Below are 21,203 nucleotides of genomic sequence, written 5' to 3' on the forward strand. Positions count from 1 at the left end.
GTAGCTCAATGACACATGCACTGAAAATTCTCGGCAAAGCGTCCTCCATCAACGTCAGAAAGGTCCTGTGGACCTGTGAGGAACTGGACGTGCCCTACGAACGCGAGGACTGGGGCAGCGGTTATGCGTCAACTCATGCGCCGGAGTTTCTCAGGCTCAACCCCAATGCGCAGGTGCCGGTAATCATCGATGACGCCGGCGTGTTGTGGGAGTCCAATACCATCTGCCGCTACTTGGCCGGCAAACACCAAAACACTGATCTGCTGCCTCACGACCCGGCAGCGCGTGCACGGGTGGAACAGTGGATGGACTGGCAAGCCACCGAGCTCAATCCCGCCTGGAGCTACGCGTTTACCGCATTGGTGCGCAAGGATCCAGAGTTTCAGGACCCGCACCGGATTGCGGTCGGCTTGCGCGGCTGGAACCAGAAAATGGCCATCCTCGAACATCAACTCGCGACCACCAAAGCCTATGTCGCCGGGCCTCACTTTACGCTGGCCGACATTGTCGTCGGGCTGTCCGTCAACCGCTGGCTGATGACCCCGATGGAACGGCCCGACTTCCCCGCCATCGACGAATATTTCCAACGCCTGGCACAACGCCAGGGCTTCCTCAAACACGGCTGTAACGGCCTGGCATGACTGCGCGGCGATGGAACAGGCGCCGCGACAAATTACAAGCTTGCACTCACCTTGGTAGCCACCTCCCCCGGCACCCAAACCTTCCACACCTGCGGCTGCTCCCGTAAAAACGCCTGAGCCACCTCACGCGGATGCAGACGTTTTTCGCTCATCTGCCCCAGCGTCTGGTTCAGCAGATCGATCGGCAAATCGACTTTTTCAAAGAACGCCACCAGGTCCGGGTACTGCGCCTTGAACGGCGCTGACACGCCAATGGCCAGGCTGGCCGGCATCGAGCGCGTGCCCTTGGGGCTCGAGTTGTTCGCATCGGCCAGGGTTTTCCAGGCTTCAGCGTCGAACGGCGGCTCTTCAAGTTTCACCAGTTTGAAACGTCCCAGCAGTGGCGTCGGCGACCAGTAGTAGAACAGCACCGGTTTGCCACGGCGGATCGATGAAGCGACCTCGGCATCCAGTGCCGCACCGGAGCCGGTGCGGAAGTTGACGTAGCTGGCGGTCAGATCGTAAGCCTTGAGTTTCTGGCTGTTGACGATCTCCGAGGTCCAACCGGTGGGGCTGTTGAGGAAGCGGCCGCGACTCGGGTCTTCCGGGTCGCGAAACACATCCTTGTACTTCGCCAGATCAGCGACAGACTTCAATTCCGGAGCCAGCGGCTTGATACCACGTTCCGGGTCGCCCTTGATCACGTATTCCGGCACCCACCACCCTTCGGTGGCGCCTTTGACCGTGTCGCCCAACCCAAACACCTTGCCCTCGGCAGACGCCTTGACCCACGCCGGACTGCGCCCGGCCCACTCTTCGCCGATCACCTGAATGTCGTTCTTGGCCAGCGCTGCTTCGAGGCTAACGGTGCTGCCCGGCAACGTGTCGGTCGGGTAGCCATACCCTTTCTCGACAATCAGCCGCAGGATTTCGGTGATCAGGCTACCGCTCTCCCAGGTGATGTCGCCGAAGTGGATGGGCGCAGCTTTTTGCGCCGCAGGAACATGGCTAGCCACCAGGCTCAGCGCCAGTAGCGAACTGCCGAGCAGGGTTTTGATTGATCTCATGCGGACCTCTGGGTCAAGGGTTGGTTGGCGCTGTGCTGGGCGCACAGTGCCTGGGAGCGGGTCATGTAAACGCTGACCGATCGCAGGGAAATGCCCAGCTCGGCGGCGATTTGCGGATAGGTGAAGCCGTCGACGCGCGACAGCAGGAAGGTCGCCCTGACCTTGCCCGGAAGTCGCTCGAGGGTACGGTCCAGACTGTTCAGGGTTTGCGACAGCTGAAGTAAATCTTCAGGCGATGGCCCATGAACAAGGTCTGTTTGCGGTAGCCGTTCGAGGTGCTGACGCTCCAGATCGCGGCGGCGCCAGAGCTCATAAACCCGTCTGCGGGCGATCGTGGTGAGCAAGGCGCGCGGCTCACGAATAGGCGTCAGGCTGGGGGATTCGAGCAATTGCATGAAGGTGTCGGCGGCAATGTCTTCGACACTGGCGCCGCTTCCCAAATACTGGCGCAAGCGTACGCACAGCCAAGGGTAATGAGCGCGGAACAATCCGCCCACATGATTACGATGGGAGTCGTCGGTGCCGGACATAGAGGCTCCAAGGGTTAGGTTCGCTGAATGTCCGGTGATCCGGTGGCGCGATCCTAACAAGGAGCCTTATTCTTTAATAATACTTAAAATGCATTTTTATATTCTTTTCTGTAATTTCAGCGCAAACGACTGTAGCCGAGATTTTCCGCTTCTCGCTCATAGTCGAGGACGATCTGATAATCGATTTCGCTGGCAGGCAGCACTTCCTTTAACCCGAGGATTTCGACCACGTCGGGCAGTTCGCTCAAGGTCTGATTCATCACGCTCAGCAGGTGCTCAGCCTGTTCATCGCTCATCCCGGTGGCCGAGATATACGGCAAGGTCGGACTGAACGCGCTGCGGGCAACGACGTGCAGGCCGGCGACTTCTTCGCGGGCATGTTGCGCCAGATAAGCAAAGGTCACGCTGTCGATGGCCGCCAGATCCGCTTGATCTTCACGCAGCCAGCGCAGGCTTTCGCGGTGACTGCCGCTGATGGCGACACTGGCAAAGAACTGTCCGTCGCGGTGCAGCGGCGCCAGTCGATGGCGCAACAGGTTCATGCCGCTGTTGGAGTCTTCGCCATTGATAACGCCACGACTGTTGCGAAAGTCAGGCAAGGTGCGCCGAGGATCATCGGCGCGCCTCAACAGCAGGCTGCAATGGCTGCCACCGCTGCTGTCCGGCAGTTCATAACGAGGCCGCCCGATCACCCGGACCTGACCGCGCAACGCTGTCATCAGCGGGTAGCCGCAGGTTTGGGTCAGCAGCAGATGCGGGGAGAGCCAGAGGTCCGTCAGTGACAGGTCTTTGCCATCAAGACGATCGCTACCGAGCCGTTCGAGAATGCGCGTCAGCCAGCGTTCGCTGGCCTGGCGGATCGGCTCTGGGGCGACATACATCAGCAATTCGGCAATGTGTTGTGTCATCAAAATTTTCCAGACAACAGGGGTTAGTGTTGATCCAAAAAAAATCAGTGGAACGGATGCTGTGGGCTGTCGATGGCTTTGATCCCATGGTCGCGCCACAACGGGCCATACCCCCGCACCAGAAATCCGCCACTGCGCGCAATCCATAGCTCGCGACGCGCCTGGTAAGCACGCGGCAAGTCGTACCAGGCCAACCCCGGCAAATCATGATGCACGAGGTGAAAGTTGAGGTTCAGGAACAGCCAGCGCCATGGCCAGGCCGCTTCGTTGATCACAGTACGTTGCTCAGGAGAAGCGTGGGGACGATGTTCATAGTAGGAGCGAATCATCGCAATCGACAGCGCGGGCACGCTGATCAGCAACAGGTAATGCCACACCGGCAGCACGCTATAACGGGCGATGAACGCAAGCATCAGCAAGGTCAGTGCGCCATGGGTCAGCCACATCAACCATGCCTGTCGCTGGCCAGCTTTCAATCGCTGCCCTTCTTCCCGGGCCAGCGCCAGCAACGCCAGCGGTGCGCCGAGAACAAAACGACCGAGGACGGTTTTGTTCAGCCAGTGCAGGCCCTGCTCGAACAGCGAACTGCCCTGCCACTGCTCGGCGCTCAGGTACCGGCTTTCAGGATCGCGCCCCGGAAGGGTCAGGTCTTCGTCACGGTGATGCAACAGATGGCTGTCGCGATACAGGGTGTAGGGAAACCAGACGGCGAACGGCGCGTAGCCGAGGATTTTGTTCAGCGATGTCCAGCGGGTCGGGTGACCGTGCAACAATTCGTGCTGTACCGACAACCACAGCACCAGCAGTGGAATCAGCAATACACTGCTCCACCACAGCCCCAGTCGGTCACTCGCCAGAACAAGGCTGAACCAGCCGCCGTACACGCTGATCAACAACAGCCAGGTCGGCCATTCGGTTCGGGCAGTCAGGCGTTGACTCAGGGTTTCGATTTCTTCTCGGTGGGCGCTATCAAAGTAATGGGGCATGGCGTTGCTCAGATCGGGAACCAGTTCCCTTCTGTGCAACAGCCCTGGGAAATCTTGCAGATTATTTGCTTATATCGTTAGACGTGCAGCAGGAGCCCGATTGCCGGGCTCCCTTGACGCGGGATCAATGACCGAACACATCCACCTTCTTGGCCTTCTTGTCCGCGCGCTTTTCGATGGCGGTTTTCGCCGGCTTTTTCTTCGCTGCTTTCTTCGAATCCATACCTTTGGACATGATGCGTACTCCACTCATACGGGATGTGAGATCAGGTATACACCTATCCCTGCGCGCGTGTTCTTTTATAATCGCCTGCTTTGCACACCGACAGTCCAGCCCCATGCCCGACACCCAGTACACCTTACTCGACGAGCCGTTATGGCCGTTAATGAACAAGTTCTATCGCGCCCACCAATCGTCGATGAAAGCCGTGCGCGATGCTCAATTGTGGGTCGCACGGCGCAAAGAAATCGTCGGTGCATTGTGCTTGCGGCCGGTAGCGGGCGGGCATTGGCTGACGGGCTTGTTTGTTGATCCGGCCTGTCGCGAACAAGGGGTTGCGGGCGCGTTGATCGCCACGGCGGTCAAGGACCTTGAACTGCCGGTGTGGCTGTTTTGCCATCCGGATTTGCGTGATTTTTATGAACGTCGCGGCTTTGCCTTCGATCCGCAGATGCCCTATGCCATGGTTGAACGGTTGAACCGCTATGCGCGTAGCAAGCCGATGATTGCCATGGGGCTGGAACCGCACACAACCTGAATACACAGAGATCCCTGTGGGAGCCGGCGGTGCGACGATTCGACTTGCCCGCGATAGCAATCTGTCTGACAACATCCATGTTGAATGTGCCGACCTCATCGCGGGGAAGCCCGGCTCCTACAGGGGTTGGCGGTGGATGCTTAGTCGTCGGCGTTCGGATCCAGGTCCGGGAACATCACTTCAGTAAACCCGAACTTGCTGAAGTCGGTAATCCGCGACGGGTACAAACGGCCGATCAGGTGATCGCATTCATGCTGCACCACACGCGCATGGAACCCTGAAGCGATGCGCACGATGGGCTGGCCCTTGGGGTCGACACCTTCGTAGCGAATCTGCTGGTAGCGCTCCACGGCGCCGCGCAGGCCCGGCACGGACAGGCAACCTTCAAAACCCTCCTCCAGCGTAGGACTCAACGGCGTGATCAGCGGATTGATCAGAATGGTTTGCGGCACGGCTTCGGCATCCGGGTACCGTTCACTGTGTTCGAAACCGAAGATCACCAGTTGCAGGTCGACACCAATCTGCGGCGCAGCCAGGCCGACGCCACCGACGCTTTCCATGGTCTGGAACATGTCGTCGATCAACTGCCACAACTCGGGGCTGTCGAACATCTCGGCCGGAACCGGCGGGGCAACGCGCAGCAGGCGCTCATCGCCCATTTTCAGAATTTCACGGATCATTTGATGACTTCGTCAGTGGAGGGATGGACCGAGTGATCGCGCCCCAGTCCCGAAACGTGGTGTTTTTGATGGTCATGGCCGTGCTCGCCTGGGACCTTCTCGCCGGGGTCCTTGCCCTCGCTCGACATGTGCTCGATCACCGCATTCATCTCCGCGCCGAGCAACAGCACCGCGGCGGAAATGTAGAAGTACAGCAACAGCACGATGATCGCGCCGATACTGCCATACATGGCGTTGTAGTTGGCGAACTCCTTGACGTACAAACCGAAGCCCACGGACGCGCAAATCCACACCACCACCGCCAGCACCGACCCTGGGGTGATAAAGCGAAACTCCTGTTTGACGTCGGGCATGACGTAATAAATCAGCGCCACCGCGACCATCAGCAGAATCACCACCACCGGCCACCGCACGATCGTCCAGAGGGTCACGATGAAGTCTTCGAGACCGACTTGCGCGGCGATCCAGCCCATCAACTGCGGACCGAGCACCATCAGCGCGGCGGCGATCAGCAGCATCCCGGCGATGCCAACGGTGTAGATGATCGACAACGGAAAACGCTTCCACGCCGGCCGGCCTTCGACCACATCGTAGGCCGCGTTCATGGCGCTCATCATCAGCCGCACACCGGCAGAGGCGGTATACAGCGCAATAACGATACCCACCGAGAGCAAGCCCCCCTTGGATTGCTGGAGCTGGTCAATCACCGGGTTGACCTGTTCCAGCGCCTGGGGCGGCAAGACCAGTTCCGATTGCAGGCGCAGCCAGGAGAAAAAATCCGGCAGGTGCAGGAAACCGATCAGCGCAATCAGAAACAGGATGAAGGGGAACAACGAGAACAACATCTGATAGGCCAGCGCCGAGGCATAGGTCGACATTTCATCGTCGATGAACTCGGTGACCGTGCGCATCATCACACGGTGCAGGGGCAGACCTTTCATGTCCGGGAAAATCATTAGCGTCTCCTTTCGCCGCAAGATCGGGAGTAAGTCATGGCGACTCAGGGGCCGTTTTCTACATCAAAGTAGCCTACTTGGCGACTTTGAAACAATTTCCGTGTTCAAGTTCAGGCTGACACAAAAACGGCCATCCGTGGATGGCCGCTCCTGATCTTCGTCAAAGGCCGAATCAAGCCTCGTCGACACCTTTCTTGATGGCGTCTTTGGCTTTGCCCACGGCTTGCTGAGCTTCGCCTTTCCTTTCCTGCACTTTGCCTTCGGTTTGCAGCCGGGTGTTGTCAGTAGCCTTGCCGACACCTTGCTTAACGTTGCCGACCGCTTCATTCGCCATGCCTTTTACTTTATCGCCAGTGCTGCTCATGGTGTTTCTCCTGTGAACAATTCAATGAGAAATGTCGTTACACAAGGATTGACCGGAGGCGTTTGCGCGGAGTTTCATTTATTTTGTACCGCACATTTCGTCGATCTCAGCAGGTTGGGCTTTATGTTTAGCGACCAACCCCCGAGAATGCGCAACGTATTCAGGCCATGGCGCTGAAGATCCAATCCCGTAGGAATGTTATGAAACTCGATAAAAAGCAGGCCATTGCCCGCAGAAACCAGGAACTTGGCGGTGCCGTGCTTGGCGTCAACAACTGCCATTTCACCGAATTGAACCGCAATCGCAACATCTGGTGGTTCGATATCCCGGTCGCGCGCCTGGCCGTTGGTCAGTACGAATGGGTTCACTTGCTGATGCACACGCCGGACACCGACGAACTGCTGCACCTGAAAGTGCCGACCGTGTTCCTGCGTGAAAAGCTTGAAGGTCTGGTGGTGCGTAATGAAGGCAAGCGTAAAGCCGCCTTGAGCCTGGAACTGAGTGCCGACAAAGACTCGTACCTGCAGGACATGCGCCCGGCGGGCACCAACGTCAACTTCGCGCCGTTCCGCCTCTAAAACAAAAGCTAAAAGCTTCGCGAGCAAGCCCGCTCCCACATTAAACCGCGTTCTTCCAGAAGGAATGCGATCAAATGTGGGAGCGGGCTTGCTCGCGAAGGCGGCCTGACAGACAAAGTAGATCTGGCAGGCGAAAAAAAGCCCCGCATTTGCGGGGCTTTTTGTGTGTTACGCGCCGACCTTTTTCGCGGCGATTTTCTTCAGTTCTTCGTCGCGCAGCTCTCGGCGCAGAATTTTGCCGACGTTGGTGGTCGGCAGCGCATCGCGGAACTCGACGGCACGCGGCACCTTGTAGCCGGTGACGTTCGCACGCATGTGCTCCATCACTTGCTCTTTGGTCAGCGTCACGCCGGGTTTGGCAACGATGAAGATTTTGATCGCCTCGCCCGATTTCTCGTCCGGCACGCCAATGGCCGCGCATTGCAGCACGCCCGGCAGGGTCGCGAGCACGTCTTCCAGTTCGTTCGGGTACACGTTGAAACCAGAGACCAGGATCATGTCTTTCTTGCGATCGACAATGCGCAGGTAGCCATCCGGCTGGATCAGCGCGATGTCACCAGTCTTCAACCAGCCTTCGCTGTCGAGCATTTCATCGGTGGCGTCCTGGCGCTGCCAGTAACCCTTCATGACCTGTGGGCCTTTCACGCACAGTTCGCCGATTTCGCCCAGCGGCTGCTCCACGCCGGCATCGTCTATGACTTTGCAGCGAGTCGATGGAACCGGGATACCGATGGTGCCGATCTGGATGTTCTGGATCGGGTTGACAGTGGCAACAGGGCTGGTTTCGGTCATGCCGTAACCTTCGCAAATGGCGCAACCGGTGACCGCTTTCCAGCGTTCGGCGGCGGCCAGTTGCAGGGCCATGCCACCGGACAGGGTGACTTTCAGCGCCGAGAAGTCCAGTTTGCGGAAGCCTTCGTTATTGCACAGGGCCACAAACAAGGTATTAAGGCCGACGAAACCGCTGAACTTCCACTTCGACAGTTCCTTGACCATCGCCGGCAAGTCGCGCGGGTTGCTGATCAGGATGTTGTGGTTGCCGATCAGCATCATCGCCATGCAATGAAAGGTGAACGCATAGATGTGGTACAGCGGCAGCGGCGTGATCAGGATCTCGCAACCTTCATGAAGGTTGGAGCCCATCAACGCCTTGCATTGCAGCATGTTCGCCACGAGGTTGCGGTGGGTCAGCATCGCCCCTTTCGCCACGCCGGTGGTGCCGCCAGTGTATTGCAGCACGGCAACATCACTGCTGGCCGGGTTGGCTTCAGCCACTGGCTGGCCATGGCCCTTGCTCAGCACGTCGTTGAACTTGATGGCTTTGGGCAAGTGATACGCCGGGACCATCTTCTTCACGTACTTGATGACGCTGTTGACCAACAGACGCTTGAGTGGCGGCAACAGGTCGGCCACTTCAGTGATGATCACGTGCTTGACGCCGGTTTTCGGCACGACGATCTCAGCCAGATGGGCCATGTTGGCCAGGCAGACCAGGGCTTTGGCACCGGAATCGTTGAACTGGTGTTCCATTTCCCGCGCGGTGTACAGCGGGTTGGTGTTGACCACGATCAGACCGGCGCGGATGGCGCCAAAGACGGCAACCGGGTACTGCAGCACGTTAGGCAATTGCACGGCGATTCGATCGCCTGGCTGCAAGTCGGTATGCTGTTGCAGGTAAGCGGCAAACGCACCGGACAACTCGTACAGTTCACCGTAGGTGATTGTCTTGCCCAGGTTGCTGAATGCCGGCTTGTTAGCGAAGCGTTGGCAGGATTGCTTCAACACTGCCTGAATATTCGGGTACTCGTCTGGGTTGATCTCGGCAGAAATCCCAGCTGGGTACTTATCCTTCCAAAAGTCTTCAATCATGGAAGCCCACTCCTCAGCAACGCGAATTCAGTACCGCATTTGATGCGATTATTATTGGTGTGTGTTTCTATCTGTGAGTCTGGTTTTTCATAGGCCAGAGGTCACAAAGCGCGCCGAGAGTAGCAGCTTTGCCTGGGGGCGACCAGAGCCAAAAACGGCCTCTACGGTCACAATTGTGACTCAAGAATTTCCAGCGGTCATTTTAGAGCAAAAAACCTATAAAGCCTTGAAAGCCCCGAAAACAGGGGCTTTCCAGATCCTCAAAAGCATCGCGGGCAAGCCATGCTCCTACAGGTTCTGCGTCGTACACATGCTTTGTGCACAACACCCAACCTGTGGGAGCGTGGCTTGCCCGCGATCCGCGCGAAGCGCGGCCATTCAACGATCAAGCGATATCGCGTAACTCCCGCCGCAGAATCTTCCCGACCGGCGTCATCGGCAACGACTCACGCAACACGATGTGCTTGGGCACTTTGTAAGCCGTGAAGTTTTCCTTGCAGTAAGCCTTCAACTCTTCAAGGCTGACCCCGGCTTCACGGGCCACCACAAACAACTTCACCGCCTCCCCTGAACGCTCGTCCGGCACACCGATGACCGCGCAGTTGGCGACGTTCGGGTGCGCCATAACCACGTCTTCGATCTCGTTCGGGTACACGTTGAAACCCGAGACGATAATCATGTCTTTCTTGCGATCGACGATGCGCACAAAACCGTCTGGGTCTATTACCGCGATGTCGCCGGACTTGAACCAGCCCTCGGCATCCAGCACTTCAGCGGTGGCCTCGGGTTTCTGCCAATAGCCCTTCATGATCTGCGGGCCCTTGATGCACAGTTCGCCGCGCTCGCCCAACGGCTGCTCGACGCCTTCATCGTTGATCACTTTCAGCGTGGTGCCTGGCACCGGCAGGCCGACCGTACCGATCCGCGATTGGTCGCCGTAAGGGTTGGTGCATGCCACGGGCGACGTTTCGGTCAGGCCGTAACCTTCGGTGATGCGGCAACCGGTCATCTGCTGCCAGCGCTCGGCGGTGGCCTTGACCAACGCCGTGCCGCCGGAGTTGGTCAGCTTGAGGCTGGAGAAATCCAGGGTCTTGAAGTCCGGATGGTCCATCAGCGCGACGAACAGCGTGTTGAGCCCCAGCAACGCCGAGAACCGCCAGTTCTTCAGCTCCTTGATGAAACCGCCGATGTCCCGTGGATTGGTGATCAGTACGTTATGGTTGCCGGTGACCATCATGCACATGCAGTTCGCGGTGAAGGCATAGATGTGGTACAGCGGCAGCGGCGCGATCATCACCTCCTGCCCTTCACGCAGCAATGACTGACCGTCAGCGCCGAACTGCCCAAGACACGCCCGCGCCTGCTGCATGTTCGCCACCAGATTGCCGTGGGTCAGCATGGCGCCCTTGGCCAGACCGGTGGTGCCGCCGGTGTATTGCAACACGGCGATGTCGTCGAGGCCGACTTTCAGCGACTTGATGCCCAGGCCACGCCCCATGCGCAGCGCGTTCTTGAACGAAATGGCCTGCGGCAACGAATACGCCGGGACCATCTTCTTGACCTTGCTGACCATGGTATTGACCAGCCAGCCCTTGGCGGCCGGCATCAGGTCGCCCATTTTCGCTTCGATCAGGTACTGGATGTCGGTGTCGGGCAGCACTTCCTGGACTTTCTGCCCGAACATGTTCAGGTACACCAGCGCCCGGGCGCCGCAATCCTTGAACTGATGACGCATCTCCCGCGCCGTGTACAACGGGTTGGTGTTGACCACGATCAGCCCGGCACGCAAGGCACCGAATACGGCAATCGGGTAATGCAGGACGTTGGGCATCTGCACCGCGATCCGATCCCCCGGCACCAGGTCGGTGTGGGCTTGCAGGTAAGCGGCGAATGCCAGGCTCTGGCGTTCCAGTTCGGCGTAGGTCAGGGTCACGCCCATGTTGCTGAAGGCCGGGCGGTCAGCAAATTTCTTGCAGGAACGCTCGAACACCTCAATCACCGACTTATAGGCCCCAAGGTCTATGATCAGGGGCACGCCGGCCGGGCGTTTGTCATTCCAGAATTCAGGTTGCATTATTCTTGTCCTCTTTACCTGAGCCTATCCGGGTCGCTTTTCTGTCACTTCTGAAAAAAGCGGGCTTCACGGACACTAGCAGTTATGGTGATTCAGGCAAATACAGCCAACGCCGTCATTGACCGTGTGAATCTTCCTGCCGTTGCATGGCCTGATCAGACGGCGAGCACGGGATGCGCTATACAATGCAACCACGCCCATGCCATATGCAGCCCCATGCAAAGGAATCGCCATGATCCACACCACGTTCTGGCTGACCGCGATGGACCACAGCCGCCTTTTCGTCAATCAGTGGCTACCCGCCTCGCCCTTAAAAGCCGTGATCCTGCTGGCCCATGGCATGGCCGAGCACAGCGCTCGTTACGCCCGATTGGCTGAAAAATTCTGCGAGCAGGGTTACGGCGTGTACGCACCGGATTTGCGTGGACATGGCAAAACTGCCGAAAACGGGACGCTGGGCCATTTCGCGGATGACGATGGCTGGTGCAAAGTCGTCGGCGACCTCGCCTGCCTCAACCAACACATTGGCCAACAGCATCCTGGCGTGCCGATCGTGTTGCTCGGTCACAGCATGGGCAGTTACATCGCGCAGGCCTATTTGCTGCATCACAGCGCCAGCCTGCACGGCGCGGTACTTAGCGGTTCGAACTTTCAACCGGTAACGCTCTATCGCGCGGCGCGGCAGATCGCCCGCGTCGAAAAGTTGCGCCAGGGCCCCAAGGGGCGCAGTGCGCTGATCGAATGGCTGTCCTTCGGTTCGTTCAACAAACAGTTCAAACCGGCGCGTACCCGGTTCGACTGGCTCAGTCGCGACCCGGTGGAAGTGGATTTGTACGCCAACGACCCGCTCTGCGGCTTTCGTTGCACCAACCAGATGTGGATCGATTTGCTGGGCGGGTTGCAGCAAATCAGCAAAGCGTCCAATCTCGCCCAGATCGATCCGGGCCTGCCGCTGCTGGTGATTGGTGGCGAATGTGATCCGGTGAGCGAAGGCAAACGTCTGAAAGATCTGGCCAAAGCCTTACGCGCGGCCGGTAGCCAGAACCTGCACCTGACGATTTACCCCCAGGCGCGGCATGAACTCTTCAACGAGAGCAACCGCGATGAAGTGGTCAACGACGTGTTGCAGTGGATCGCCGAGGCACTCAGCCACCGCCGGCCACCCCGGTCGGAATAGTTTTTTTGTGAATTTATTTATTCGTGACAGGAATTGAAACAGATGACCCAGGTTACCAACACCCCTTACGATGCCCTCGAAGTCGGCCAGACCGCCAGCTATAGCAAAACGGTCGAAGAGCGCGATATTCAGTTGTTCGCCGCCATGTCCGGCGACCACAACCCGGTACACCTGGACGCCGAATTCGCGGCAGGCACCATGTTCAAGGAACGCATCGCGCATGGCATGTTCAGTGGCGCACTGATCAGTGCCGCCGTTGCCTGTGAGCTGCCTGGGCCGGGGACTATTTATATTGGCCAGCAGATGAGCTTTCAGAAGCCGGTGAAGATTGGCGACACCTTGACCGTGCGTCTGGAAATCCTCGAGAAAATGCCGAAGTTTCGTGTGCGCATAGCCACGCGCGTGTTTAACCAGAACGATGAGTTGGTAGTGGACGGCGAAGCCGAGATCCTGGCGCCGCGCAAGCAGCAGACCGTGACGTTGCCGACATTGCCGGCGATCAGCATTGGCTGATTGATCAGGCACAAAAAACGCCAGACTGGCTGGCGTTTTTTGGTAGCGAACGCTGATTACGAGCGTGCGCGAGCCTGGTTGCGCAGGGCTTTTACCTGATCATGATTGCGTTGCACGCCGTGGTATTGGCGTTCAACCAGATCACGAATACCCACCAGGTTGTGTTTGTTGATTTTTTCCATGGCTTCTCGGTAAGCCTTCAGCGCATGGTCTTCACCGCGTTCGGCTTCATTCAGCACAGCCTCTTCGTCCTTGCCGGTGAACATCGATTTAACGTCAACCCAACGACGGTGCAAGTCGCCGCTGACACTGGTGGACGTTTCCGGATCACCACCCATCGAACGTACGGCGGTTTGCAGCTCGGAAGCGGCAGAGGCGCAGTCGGCAGCACGCTGAACGAACAGCGTTTTGAGTTCAGGGTGTTTGATGTCTTCAGCGCAAGTCTTGAACCCTTCCTGACCGTCTTTGCTGGTTTCAATCAGGTCGTTGAGTACAGAGATCGCTTCTTTATTCATGTCGGTCATTTTTCAATTCCTCGCGGGTTGATGAAAGATGTAATGACTCTTGCACCCTGCATGCCAGCTTCGAACTGATAATTTATTCGTTATATTTCATATAGTTAACTAAAACAGCAAAATCTGTATCCGTTTTATTTGCATGATCTGTCAATTGGCCTGCATGCAGAATGCCTGTATTTTCCGGACCGATGAATCAAGACGGACGACTGATGAACCCTGAAAAACTCGAACTGCTGATCACCCGCGAAATGCCCTTTGGCAAATACAAAGGCCGGATCATTGCCGACCTGCCCGGCCAGTACCTGAACTGGTTCGCCCGGGAAGGATTTCCTCATGGCGAACTGGGTGGCTTGTTGGCCCTGATGCAGGAAATCGATCACAACGGCTTGTCGGAATTGCTTGAACCCCTTCGCGCCAAACATGGCAAACCTGCCCCCCGCCATTGATCCTGACCGAGTACCCCATGCCCGATAACACCCGCCGCGCCCGTGATGAAACGTTCTGGCAGACCTTTGCCGACCGCTACGCTGTCGAACCCGGCCCGATCAACCTGGAGAACGGTTACTTCGGGCGCATGTCGCGAACGGTGGTTGAGGAATACCAACGCCACATCGAGTTCATCAACCGCAGTAACTCGGTGTATGTGCGCCAGCGGTTCGAACAGGGCGAAACGCTAAAGATCACCGCGCAATTGGCCGAACTGGTGGGCGTACCTGCCAACTCTGTGGCTCTGACGCGCAATGCATCGGACGGCTTGCAATCGTTGATCCGCAACTACAACCGTCTTCAGCCGGGCGATCAGGTGCTGATTTGCGATCTCGAATACGACACCGTCAAAGGGGCGATGCGTTGGCTTGCGCGCAATCGCGGCGTCGAGCTGATCGAAATCGACCATGCGCACCCCGCCACTTTCGACAGTTTGCTGGCCAGCTATCGCGAAGCGTTTGTGCGTTACCCCAAGCTCAAACTGATGGCCCTGACTCACGTCACCCACCGCACCGGTCTGGTCATGCCGGTGCAGGCGATTGCAGCCGCGGCCAAAGAACACGGGATCGATGTAATCCTCGACGGCGCCCATGCGCTGGGGCAGATCGAATTCAATCTCGATGAACTGGGTGTCTCCTTCGCTGGCTACAACCTGCACAAATGGATCGGTGCACCGCTGACGCTGGGGTTCATCTACATTGCCCCCGAGCGCCTGGCCGACATCGACCCGGACATGGGCGAGACAAGTTTCCCGGTCACCGACATTCGCGCGCGCACGCCGCACAGCACACCCAATATCCCGGCGCTGCTGACCTTGCCGCTGGTATTCGAGGAACATCGCGTCATGGGCGGATCCGCCGCCAAGGGTGCCCGACTCAACTACTTGCGCAATCTGTGGGTAAGCGCGGTGCGCGAACTCCCGGAGATCGAAGTCATGACACCGGATGATCCTCGCCTGTATTGCGGCATCACATCGATGCGTTTCACGCGACAGGCCGATCAACAGCCCATGGTCGAGCGGCTGCTCAGCGACTACAACCTGTTTACCGTGATGCGCAGCGGCGCCGCGAGTGGCCCGTGCATTCGTATCACACCGGGCCTGACCACCACCGCCGCACACATGGAACTGCTGGCCCGGGCGCTGACCGAACTGCGCTGAGGTCACACGGTGTACTTGTCGAAGTCCTCGGGCTTGAGGTGCGATGACACCGCGCAGGTGTCGATGCCGATGGTGGTGAAACCGAAAAAACCATCATCACTCGAGTCCCGACCGAGGCTGTGAACGCTTAAGGTCGAAGCTTCGCCGCCGTGCTGCTTGTAGTAAACGTCTTCATCGTTGGTCAGCGCCAAAGCCTTTCGCCCGCTGTATTCACGGCTGTTCAGCACTGATCGCGAAGCCACCTGCGGAAAGTAAAGCTGACCGACCCAGGCAACATGCCGTTCTTCCTGGTAATTGTTTCCGGCCGTGATGCGCACAGCGACGTGAATGTGCAGCGCGCGACCGGCGTAGAACCCCGGATAGATCGTGGTAAACCGCACGACACCGTTCTTGTCCGTGAATTGCCCGCCGCGCAGGTAAGTGTCGTCGTCGGTGCGTGGGATCGAGCCGATTTCATCGACATCGACTTCCTTGTCCGGATCGATCTTGCTCCAACCCGAATAGGCGCCACGCGCGTTGCAATGCCAGATATCGACCAGCGCGCAGGTAACAGGCTGCCCAGTCATGGCATCGACGATTGCCAGGCGCAACACCAAGGGAAGGCCATCGGCGCCTTCGCTGATGTTGCGCCTGATCAGTTTCGGGTTACGGAAATACGGGCCGGCGATCTGTTCGGGAGACAGCAGGCAAACCGGTTGTGAGGGTGCAACTGAGGTGTTGTCGTCCATGATGTTCTCTCTTCCATAAGATGAACGCAGGTTAACGTCGGGCGAGCGGTGAGATGCGGTAATTATGTATCGCATGTGGGAGCGTGCCTTGGCCGCGATTCAGGCACTGCGGTTCAACAGATGCACGGCGTTATCGTTTATCGCGGGCAAGCCATGCTCCTACAGAGTTTTTTTGCGGGCAAAAAAAAACGGTGCACCGACCAAGTGCACCGTAAAGCCGTAGAACACACAACGAGGTGTCAGGTAAAGCTGATCAGTCCAGCAGCGCCAATGCCTCGGCGGTGCATTCCTGAATGCGGGCCCAGTCGCCGTTCTTGATCCACTCGGGATCAAGCATCCAGCTACCGCCCACGCACATCACGTTTTTCAACGCCATGTAGCTCTTGATGTTGGCTGGACCGACGCCGCCCGTCGGGCAGAATTTCACTTCGCCGAACGGACCACCCAGGGCCTTGATAGCGGCGACGCCGCCGCTCACTTCCGCCGGGAACAGCTTGAAGCGGCGATAGCCCAGGCCATAGCCTTCCATGATGCCGGAGGCATTGCTGATCCCCGGCAACAGCGGGATCGGGCTGTTGACGCTGGCTTCGAGCAGATCACGGGTGATGCCCGGCGTGACGATGAACTGCGAGCCGGCCGCTTCGGCAGCAGCGAGCATGTGGCGATCCAGCACGGTGCCGGCACCGGTCATCAGTTCCGGGCGCTGTTCGCGCAGGATCTGGATGGCCTTGAGGCCGAACTGCGAACGCAGGGTCACTTCCAGGGCGGTCAGGCCACCGGCGGCCAGGGCGTCAGCCAGCGGCAGCACGTCCTGTTCGCGAGCGATGGTGATCACCGGCAGAATCCGCGCCTTGGCGCAGAAGCTGTCGATCAGGGCAACTTTGTCCGCCATGGAAACGGTCGAGGATGGGGTTGTCATAGCGGCTGTTCCTTGGCTCATGGGCACCAGTAAATCTCTAACGTAGGTTGCAAAAACGCGCGAATCGGCATGGCGGCGACATCGTCACTGGCCAATGCGGCACTCAGGGTGGTCAGCTTGGACTGACCGCAAATCGATAGAACTTTGTGTTTGGCCGAAGCCAACAGCGCACGGCTCATGGTCAAGCGCTGATGCGGCACGGTAGGCGCCAGCATCGGATAGCAACGACGTGTGCCGTCGACTTTCAAGGCGTCGGCCAGGTTCGGGCTGTTCGGAAACAACGACGCGGTATGGCCGTCGTCGCCCATGCCCAACACCAGCACGTCGATCACCGGCAGTTCGGACAGCAAACGGTCGGCCTGCTCGGCAGCCTGTTCAAGGTTGGTGCTGGCGCTGTACAAACTCAGGAACTGCGCCTTGGCCGCCGGGCCTTGCAACAGATAACGCTTGAGCAAACCGGCATTGCTGTCGGCGTGTTCTACCGGCACCCAACGCTCGTCGGCCAGGCTGACCACCACGTTCGACCAGTCCAGCGCCTGTTTGGCCAGATGCTGAAAAAACGCCACCGGACTGCGACCACCCGACACCACCAGCGTGGCGGTGCCTTGGGTATCGATCGCTTCGCTCAGTTGCTTGGCGACCGTCAGTGCCAAAGCTTCAGCCAGCAGCACCGGGCTCTTGAACCCATGGGCGCTGACGCCCTGAGGCAGTTTCAATTCAAATATCGCCATACCACGACCTCCCATCCCGCGTGATCAGAGCAATGGAGCTCATCGGTCCCCAGGACCCGGCCGCGTACGGCTTGGGCGCATCACCGGATTTTTTCCACCCGGCGATCAACTGGTCACACCACTTCCACGCGGCTTCGATTTCATCTTTACGGACAAACAGGTTCTGATTGCCACGCATCACTTCCAGCAATAACCGCTCGTAGGCATCGGGAATCCGCGCGCTGCGATAGGTGTCGGAAAAGTTCAGCTGCAACGGACCGCTGCGCAGCTGCATGCCCTTGTCCAGGCCTTGTTCTTTGGTCATCACGCGCAAGGAAATGCCTTCGTCCGGTTGCAGGCGGATAATCAGCTTGTTGCTGATTTGCAGGCGCTGCTCAGGGGCGAAGATGTAATGCGACGGTTCCTTGAAGTGGATGACGATCTGCGACAGTTTCTGCGGCATGCGCTTGCCGGTCCGCAGGTAAAACGGTACACCGGCCCAACGCCAGTTGCGGATATCGGCACGCAAGGCGACGAAGGTTTCGGTGTCACTCTGGGTGTTCGAATTCGGCTCTTCCAGGTAACCCGGGACCGACTTGCCTTCGCTGTAGCCGGCAATGTACTGACCGCGCACTACCTGAGTGGTCAGGCCTTCGGGGCTGATCGGCGCCAGCGCCTTGAGGACTTTGACTTTCTCGTCGCGGATGCTGTCGGCGGACAGGTCGGCCGGCGGGTCCATGGCGATCAGGCAAAGCAGTTGCAGCAGGTGATTCTGGATCATGTCCCGCAGCTGCCCGGCCTTGTCGAAGTAACCCCAACGACCTTCGATCCCGACCTTCTCGGCCACAGTGATTTCCACGTGGGAGATGTAGTTCTGGTTCCACTGGGTTTCGAACAGGCTATTGGCGAAACGCAGCGCGATGAGGTTTTGAACCGTCTCTTTGCCCAGGTAATGGTCGATACGGTAGGTGCGGTTTTCCGGGAAGAACTGCGCCACGGCGTCGTTGACCTTGCGCGAGGACTCCAGGTCCGAGCCGATGGGTTTTTCCAGCACCACGCGGGTGTTTTCAGTCAGACCGACCTTGGCCAGGTTCTCGCAAATCGCGCCGTAAACGGCAGCCGGTGTCGCAAAGTAGGCAATCACACGCTGAGCGCTGCCGGCCATTTCCGCCAAGGCGATGTAATCGTCGGCGTTGAGAAAGTCGACATGCAAGTAGCTCAGTCGAGCCAGAAAGCGCTCGGCCACCGCTTCGTCCAGCTCTTTGGCACCCACATAACGACGCAACTCCGAGGCGATGAATGCCAGGTGCTGCTGCTCAGTGCCGGGCTCTCGGGCCAGCGCGATAACGCGCGTATCCTCGTGCAAGAGGCCTGCGCCATCGAGTTGATAGAGGGCAGGAAACAGCTTGCGCAAGGCCAGATCGCCAAGGGCGCCGAACAAGGCAAAGGTGCACGGTTCAACCGTAATCGAAGGCATGATGTTTGTTCTTTTATCAAGTTAAGCTACAAATACCTTTTTTCAAGGCATCGCTCAAGAGAAAATGTAGTAATAACCACAACATTTTCGCAAAATACAGATTCCGAGTGGTGGTCGGTCAGAGCCATCAGTAGGATAGGCCACCGTTTGGGGCCGCATCCAAGGCCCTTTTGGCATAGCCGAACTCTAATTTGCGCTGCTGACCCAAGGAACATATATGGACCGCGTGCGAAATTTACTGGAACAGATCCAGAACCGCCTTGAAGACCTTAACAAGGCTGAACGTAAAGTCGCCGAAGTGATCCTGCTCAACCCACAGCAGGCCACCCGGTTCAGCATCGCTGCGCTCGCCCAGGCCTCAAAGGTCAGCGAGCCGACGGTCAACCGCTTCTGCCGTTCGTTCGGCGTCAGCGGCTACCCGGAACTCAAACTTCAGTTGGCCCAAAGCCTGGCCAGTGGCGCGGCATATGTCAGCCGTGCGGTCGAGGCCGACGACAATCCTGAGGCGTATACAAAAAAGATTTTCGGCAGCGCCATCGCCTCTCTGGACAGTGCCTTGCAGGCGCTGGACCCGAACCTGATCAGCCGCGCCGTCGATCTGTTGATTCAGGCCCGGCAGATCCACTTCTTCGGCCTCGGTGCCTCGGCCCCGGTGGCGCTGGATGCACAGCACAAATTCTTCCGTTTCAATCTGGCCGTCACCGCCCATGCCGACGTACTGATGCAACGCATGATTGCGTCGGTGGCGCACACCGGCGAGCTGTTCGTGATCATTTCCTACACCGGCCGCACCCGCGAACTGGTGGAAGTGGCGCGCATCGCCCGTGAAAACGGTGCATCAGTGTTGGGCCTGACGGCCGAGGGATCGCCATTGGCCAAGGCCAGTACGCTGAGCCTGAACATTCCACTGCCGGAAGACACCGACATCTACATGCCGATGACCTCGCGCATCATCCAACTGACCGTGCTGGACGTGCTGGCGACCGGCATGACCTTGCGTCGCGGTGTGGATTTCCAGCCACATTTGCGCAAGATCAAAGAGAGCCTGAATGCGAGCCGGTATCCGATTGGGGATGAGTTCAACTAACGCCGATCGTTCCGACGCTCCGCGTGGGCATGCAGCCCGTGACGCTCCGCGTTACTGGACGCGGAGCGTCCCTTGAGGCATTCCCACGCAGAGCGAGGGAACGATCACCCCAACCCGCGCCTGCAAACTCAAATGCGCCCTCTCCCCCGGCGCCAGGCTCAGGCTGTCGGTGCCGCCGCTGGCCGCCTCCACACATACAAACTCTGAAATCTCATTCCAGCTCACCCCCAACAATGGCCGCGAGCCTGGATGCCAGACCACCGTGTCCGCCTGATCACCGGTATCGATGCATAACTCACGCTGCCAGGCGTGGTCCTTGAGCTGCAATTCGCCGTCGTGCTGGAACACTCGCTGGCACCCGCCATCGACCCGCAACTCACCTTCTTGTTGACACATCTGACGGTTCAAGTGGTCATAGCCGTGCGCGCCCTCCAGCCCAGACAGCGCTACCTCGCCCACATCACCAATACGCCAATACGCGTGCAACGCCTGACTCAATTGGCACGGCAGGCTGTCCTGATGCTCTGTGCTCAGGCGCAAATCCATGCGTTCGCCAAGGTGGGCATGCAGGTCCACTTGCCAGTCGCACAGCTGCAATTGCCAGTGCAATCGCACGCCATCGTCGTCGTGGCTACTGTCGAGCAGCTTCCAGTCGATCAACCGCGCCCAACCATGGGAAGGCCAGGCGTTTTCGCTCGGATGACGGCCGTACCATGGCCAGCACACAGGCACGCCGCCGCGAATCGCACCGACCTGAGGCCACTTCGCCGCGCACCAGAGCCAGGGTTTTTGACCCTTTGGCTGGAAGTGCAGCAACTGCGCGCCCTGGCGACTGAACACCGCCTGACACAGCGGATGGTCGATCACCAACACGTCGCGCTTCTGATAGCGCTCCCACGCAAACACCGGACGTTCGCGCAGGGATTTGAAGAAGCGTTGTAGCGGATGCTCATGCATGTGCTGCGGTCCTGAAAATCATCTGTCACCCGGGTGCGCCACCCCAAAAAAAAGCGGACAGCCTGGGCTGTCCGCAAATATG

At 58.5% G+C, this 21,203-nt stretch carries 23 protein-coding genes; 8 read left to right on the top strand and 15 right to left on the bottom strand.

Going from position 1 to position 21,203, the window contains the following annotated elements; genetic code table 11:
* Nucleotides 1–8 precede the first annotated feature (8 nt).
* A complete protein-coding gene (locus tag ACA048_RS22180) occupies nt 9–641 on the top strand; it encodes a glutathione S-transferase family protein (protein WP_497626292.1) in 633 nt (210 codons plus the stop codon).
* A gap of 32 nt (nt 642–673) precedes the next feature.
* Here the strand turns inward: ACA048_RS22180 and ACA048_RS22185 are convergent, their stop codons facing one another.
* From ACA048_RS22185 to ACA048_RS22200, 4 genes are all read right to left on the bottom strand, one after another.
* Complete coding sequence (locus tag ACA048_RS22185) at nt 674–1,687, bottom strand: ABC transporter substrate-binding protein (RefSeq protein WP_497626293.1); 1,014 nt, start codon at nt 1,685–1,687, stop codon at nt 674–676.
* Nucleotides 1,684–2,217 (bottom strand): sigma-70 family RNA polymerase sigma factor, encoded by a 534-nt coding sequence (locus ACA048_RS22190; protein ID WP_497626294.1) that lies wholly within the window; start codon nt 2,215–2,217, stop codon nt 1,684–1,686. Before ACA048_RS22190 ends, ACA048_RS22185 begins: the two co-directional genes overlap by 4 nt.
* 116 nt (nt 2,218–2,333) lie before the next feature.
* The gene (locus ACA048_RS22195) at nt 2,334–3,125 is read right to left on the bottom strand and encodes a phosphate/phosphite/phosphonate ABC transporter substrate-binding protein (protein WP_497626295.1); all 792 of its coding nucleotides are present in this window, start codon (nt 3,123–3,125) and stop codon (nt 2,334–2,336) included.
* 44 nt (nt 3,126–3,169) lie between these two features.
* Entirely contained in the window at nt 3,170–4,111 is a 942-nt protein-coding gene (locus ACA048_RS22200; protein WP_497626296.1) for a fatty acid desaturase, read from the bottom strand.
* Between the two features lie 338 nt (nt 4,112–4,449).
* On the opposite strand from ACA048_RS22200, the gene ACA048_RS22205 reads away from it, so the two are divergent.
* Nucleotides 4,450–4,869, top strand: a complete 420-nt coding sequence (locus ACA048_RS22205) for a GNAT family N-acetyltransferase (RefSeq protein ID WP_497626297.1) — start codon at nt 4,450–4,452, stop codon at nt 4,867–4,869.
* Nucleotides 4,870–5,009: 140 nt separating this feature from the next.
* Here the strand turns inward: ACA048_RS22205 and def are convergent, their stop codons facing one another.
* From def to ACA048_RS22220, 3 genes are all read right to left on the bottom strand, one after another.
* Entirely contained in the window at nt 5,010–5,549 is a 540-nt protein-coding gene (def, locus tag ACA048_RS22210) for a peptide deformylase (RefSeq protein ID WP_497626298.1), read from the bottom strand.
* Nucleotides 5,546–6,505 carry a YihY/virulence factor BrkB family protein gene (locus ACA048_RS22215; protein WP_497626299.1) on the bottom strand — a complete coding sequence of 320 codons (960 nt, stop codon included), beginning with the start codon at nt 6,503–6,505 and terminating at the stop codon, nt 5,546–5,548. Before ACA048_RS22215 ends, def begins: the two co-directional genes overlap by 4 nt.
* Before the next feature lie 172 nt (nt 6,506–6,677).
* Nucleotides 6,678–6,869: a CsbD family protein gene (locus ACA048_RS22220; RefSeq protein ID WP_497626300.1), complete on the bottom strand. Its 192-nt coding sequence runs from the start codon at nt 6,867–6,869 to the stop codon at nt 6,678–6,680.
* A gap of 200 nt (nt 6,870–7,069) precedes the next feature.
* Between ACA048_RS22220 and ACA048_RS22225 the strand changes: the two genes are divergently transcribed.
* Nucleotides 7,070–7,447, top strand: coding sequence for a hypothetical protein (locus ACA048_RS22225; RefSeq protein WP_046032015.1), 378 nt, complete (start codon nt 7,070–7,072; stop codon nt 7,445–7,447).
* 168 nt (nt 7,448–7,615) lie between these two features.
* Here the strand turns inward: ACA048_RS22225 and fadD1 are convergent, their stop codons facing one another.
* On the bottom strand, nt 7,616–9,316 hold the full coding sequence (gene fadD1, locus ACA048_RS22230; RefSeq protein ID WP_497626301.1) for a long-chain-fatty-acid--CoA ligase FadD1: 1,701 nt from the start codon (nt 9,314–9,316) through the stop codon (nt 7,616–7,618).
* 385 nt (nt 9,317–9,701) lie between these two features.
* The gene (gene fadD2 / locus ACA048_RS22235; RefSeq protein ID WP_497626302.1) at nt 9,702–11,390 is read right to left on the bottom strand and encodes a long-chain-fatty-acid--CoA ligase FadD2; all 1,689 of its coding nucleotides are present in this window, start codon (nt 11,388–11,390) and stop codon (nt 9,702–9,704) included.
* Between the two features lie 232 nt (nt 11,391–11,622).
* On the opposite strand from fadD2, the gene ACA048_RS22240 reads away from it, so the two are divergent.
* Together ACA048_RS22240 and ACA048_RS22245 are read left to right on the top strand one after the other, a co-directional pair.
* Entirely contained in the window at nt 11,623–12,567 is a 945-nt protein-coding gene (locus tag ACA048_RS22240; RefSeq protein ID WP_497626303.1) for an alpha/beta hydrolase, read from the top strand.
* A 42-nt stretch (nt 12,568–12,609) separates the two neighbouring features.
* On the top strand, nt 12,610–13,080 hold the full coding sequence (locus tag ACA048_RS22245) for a MaoC family dehydratase (protein WP_497626304.1): 471 nt from the start codon (nt 12,610–12,612) through the stop codon (nt 13,078–13,080).
* Between the two features lie 56 nt (nt 13,081–13,136).
* Here ACA048_RS22245 and ACA048_RS22250 read toward each other — a convergent pair whose 3' ends face one another.
* Nucleotides 13,137–13,604 (bottom strand): ferritin-like domain-containing protein, encoded by a 468-nt coding sequence (locus tag ACA048_RS22250; RefSeq protein ID WP_497626305.1) that lies wholly within the window; start codon nt 13,602–13,604, stop codon nt 13,137–13,139.
* A 203-nt stretch (nt 13,605–13,807) separates the two neighbouring features.
* On the opposite strand from ACA048_RS22250, the gene ACA048_RS22255 reads away from it, so the two are divergent.
* Entirely contained in the window at nt 13,808–14,044 is a 237-nt protein-coding gene (locus ACA048_RS22255; RefSeq protein ID WP_007949456.1) for a DUF3820 family protein, read from the top strand.
* A gap of 17 nt (nt 14,045–14,061) precedes the next feature.
* Nucleotides 14,062–15,243 (top strand): aminotransferase class V-fold PLP-dependent enzyme, encoded by a 1,182-nt coding sequence (locus ACA048_RS22260; protein ID WP_497626306.1) that lies wholly within the window; start codon nt 14,062–14,064, stop codon nt 15,241–15,243.
* Between the two features lie 2 nt (nt 15,244–15,245).
* Here the strand turns inward: ACA048_RS22260 and ACA048_RS22265 are convergent, their stop codons facing one another.
* From ACA048_RS22265 to zwf, 4 genes are all read right to left on the bottom strand, one after another.
* The gene (locus tag ACA048_RS22265; RefSeq protein WP_497626307.1) at nt 15,246–15,971 is read right to left on the bottom strand and encodes an intradiol ring-cleavage dioxygenase; all 726 of its coding nucleotides are present in this window, start codon (nt 15,969–15,971) and stop codon (nt 15,246–15,248) included.
* 253 nt (nt 15,972–16,224) lie between these two features.
* The gene (locus ACA048_RS22270) at nt 16,225–16,890 is read right to left on the bottom strand and encodes a bifunctional 4-hydroxy-2-oxoglutarate aldolase/2-dehydro-3-deoxy-phosphogluconate aldolase (RefSeq protein WP_497626308.1); all 666 of its coding nucleotides are present in this window, start codon (nt 16,888–16,890) and stop codon (nt 16,225–16,227) included.
* A gap of 17 nt (nt 16,891–16,907) precedes the next feature.
* Entirely contained in the window at nt 16,908–17,621 is a 714-nt protein-coding gene (pgl, locus tag ACA048_RS22275) for a 6-phosphogluconolactonase (RefSeq protein ID WP_497626309.1), read from the bottom strand.
* Nucleotides 17,608–19,077, bottom strand: a complete 1,470-nt coding sequence (zwf, locus tag ACA048_RS22280) for a glucose-6-phosphate dehydrogenase (RefSeq protein WP_497626310.1) — start codon at nt 19,075–19,077, stop codon at nt 17,608–17,610. The genes pgl and zwf overlap by 14 nt, the downstream gene beginning before the upstream one ends.
* Nucleotides 19,078–19,303: 226 nt before the next feature.
* Here zwf and ACA048_RS22285 point away from each other — a divergent pair, with 226 nt between their 5' ends.
* Nucleotides 19,304–20,164, top strand: a complete 861-nt coding sequence (locus ACA048_RS22285) for a MurR/RpiR family transcriptional regulator (protein WP_177318169.1) — start codon at nt 19,304–19,306, stop codon at nt 20,162–20,164.
* A 51-nt stretch (nt 20,165–20,215) separates the two neighbouring features.
* Here ACA048_RS22285 and ACA048_RS22290 read toward each other — a convergent pair whose 3' ends face one another.
* Nucleotides 20,216–21,121: a D-hexose-6-phosphate mutarotase gene (locus ACA048_RS22290; protein ID WP_497626311.1), complete on the bottom strand. Its 906-nt coding sequence runs from the start codon at nt 21,119–21,121 to the stop codon at nt 20,216–20,218.
* Nucleotides 21,122–21,203: the final 82 nt, after the last annotated feature.

It is taken from the genome of Pseudomonas sp. LBUM1659 (genome assembly GCF_059716045.1).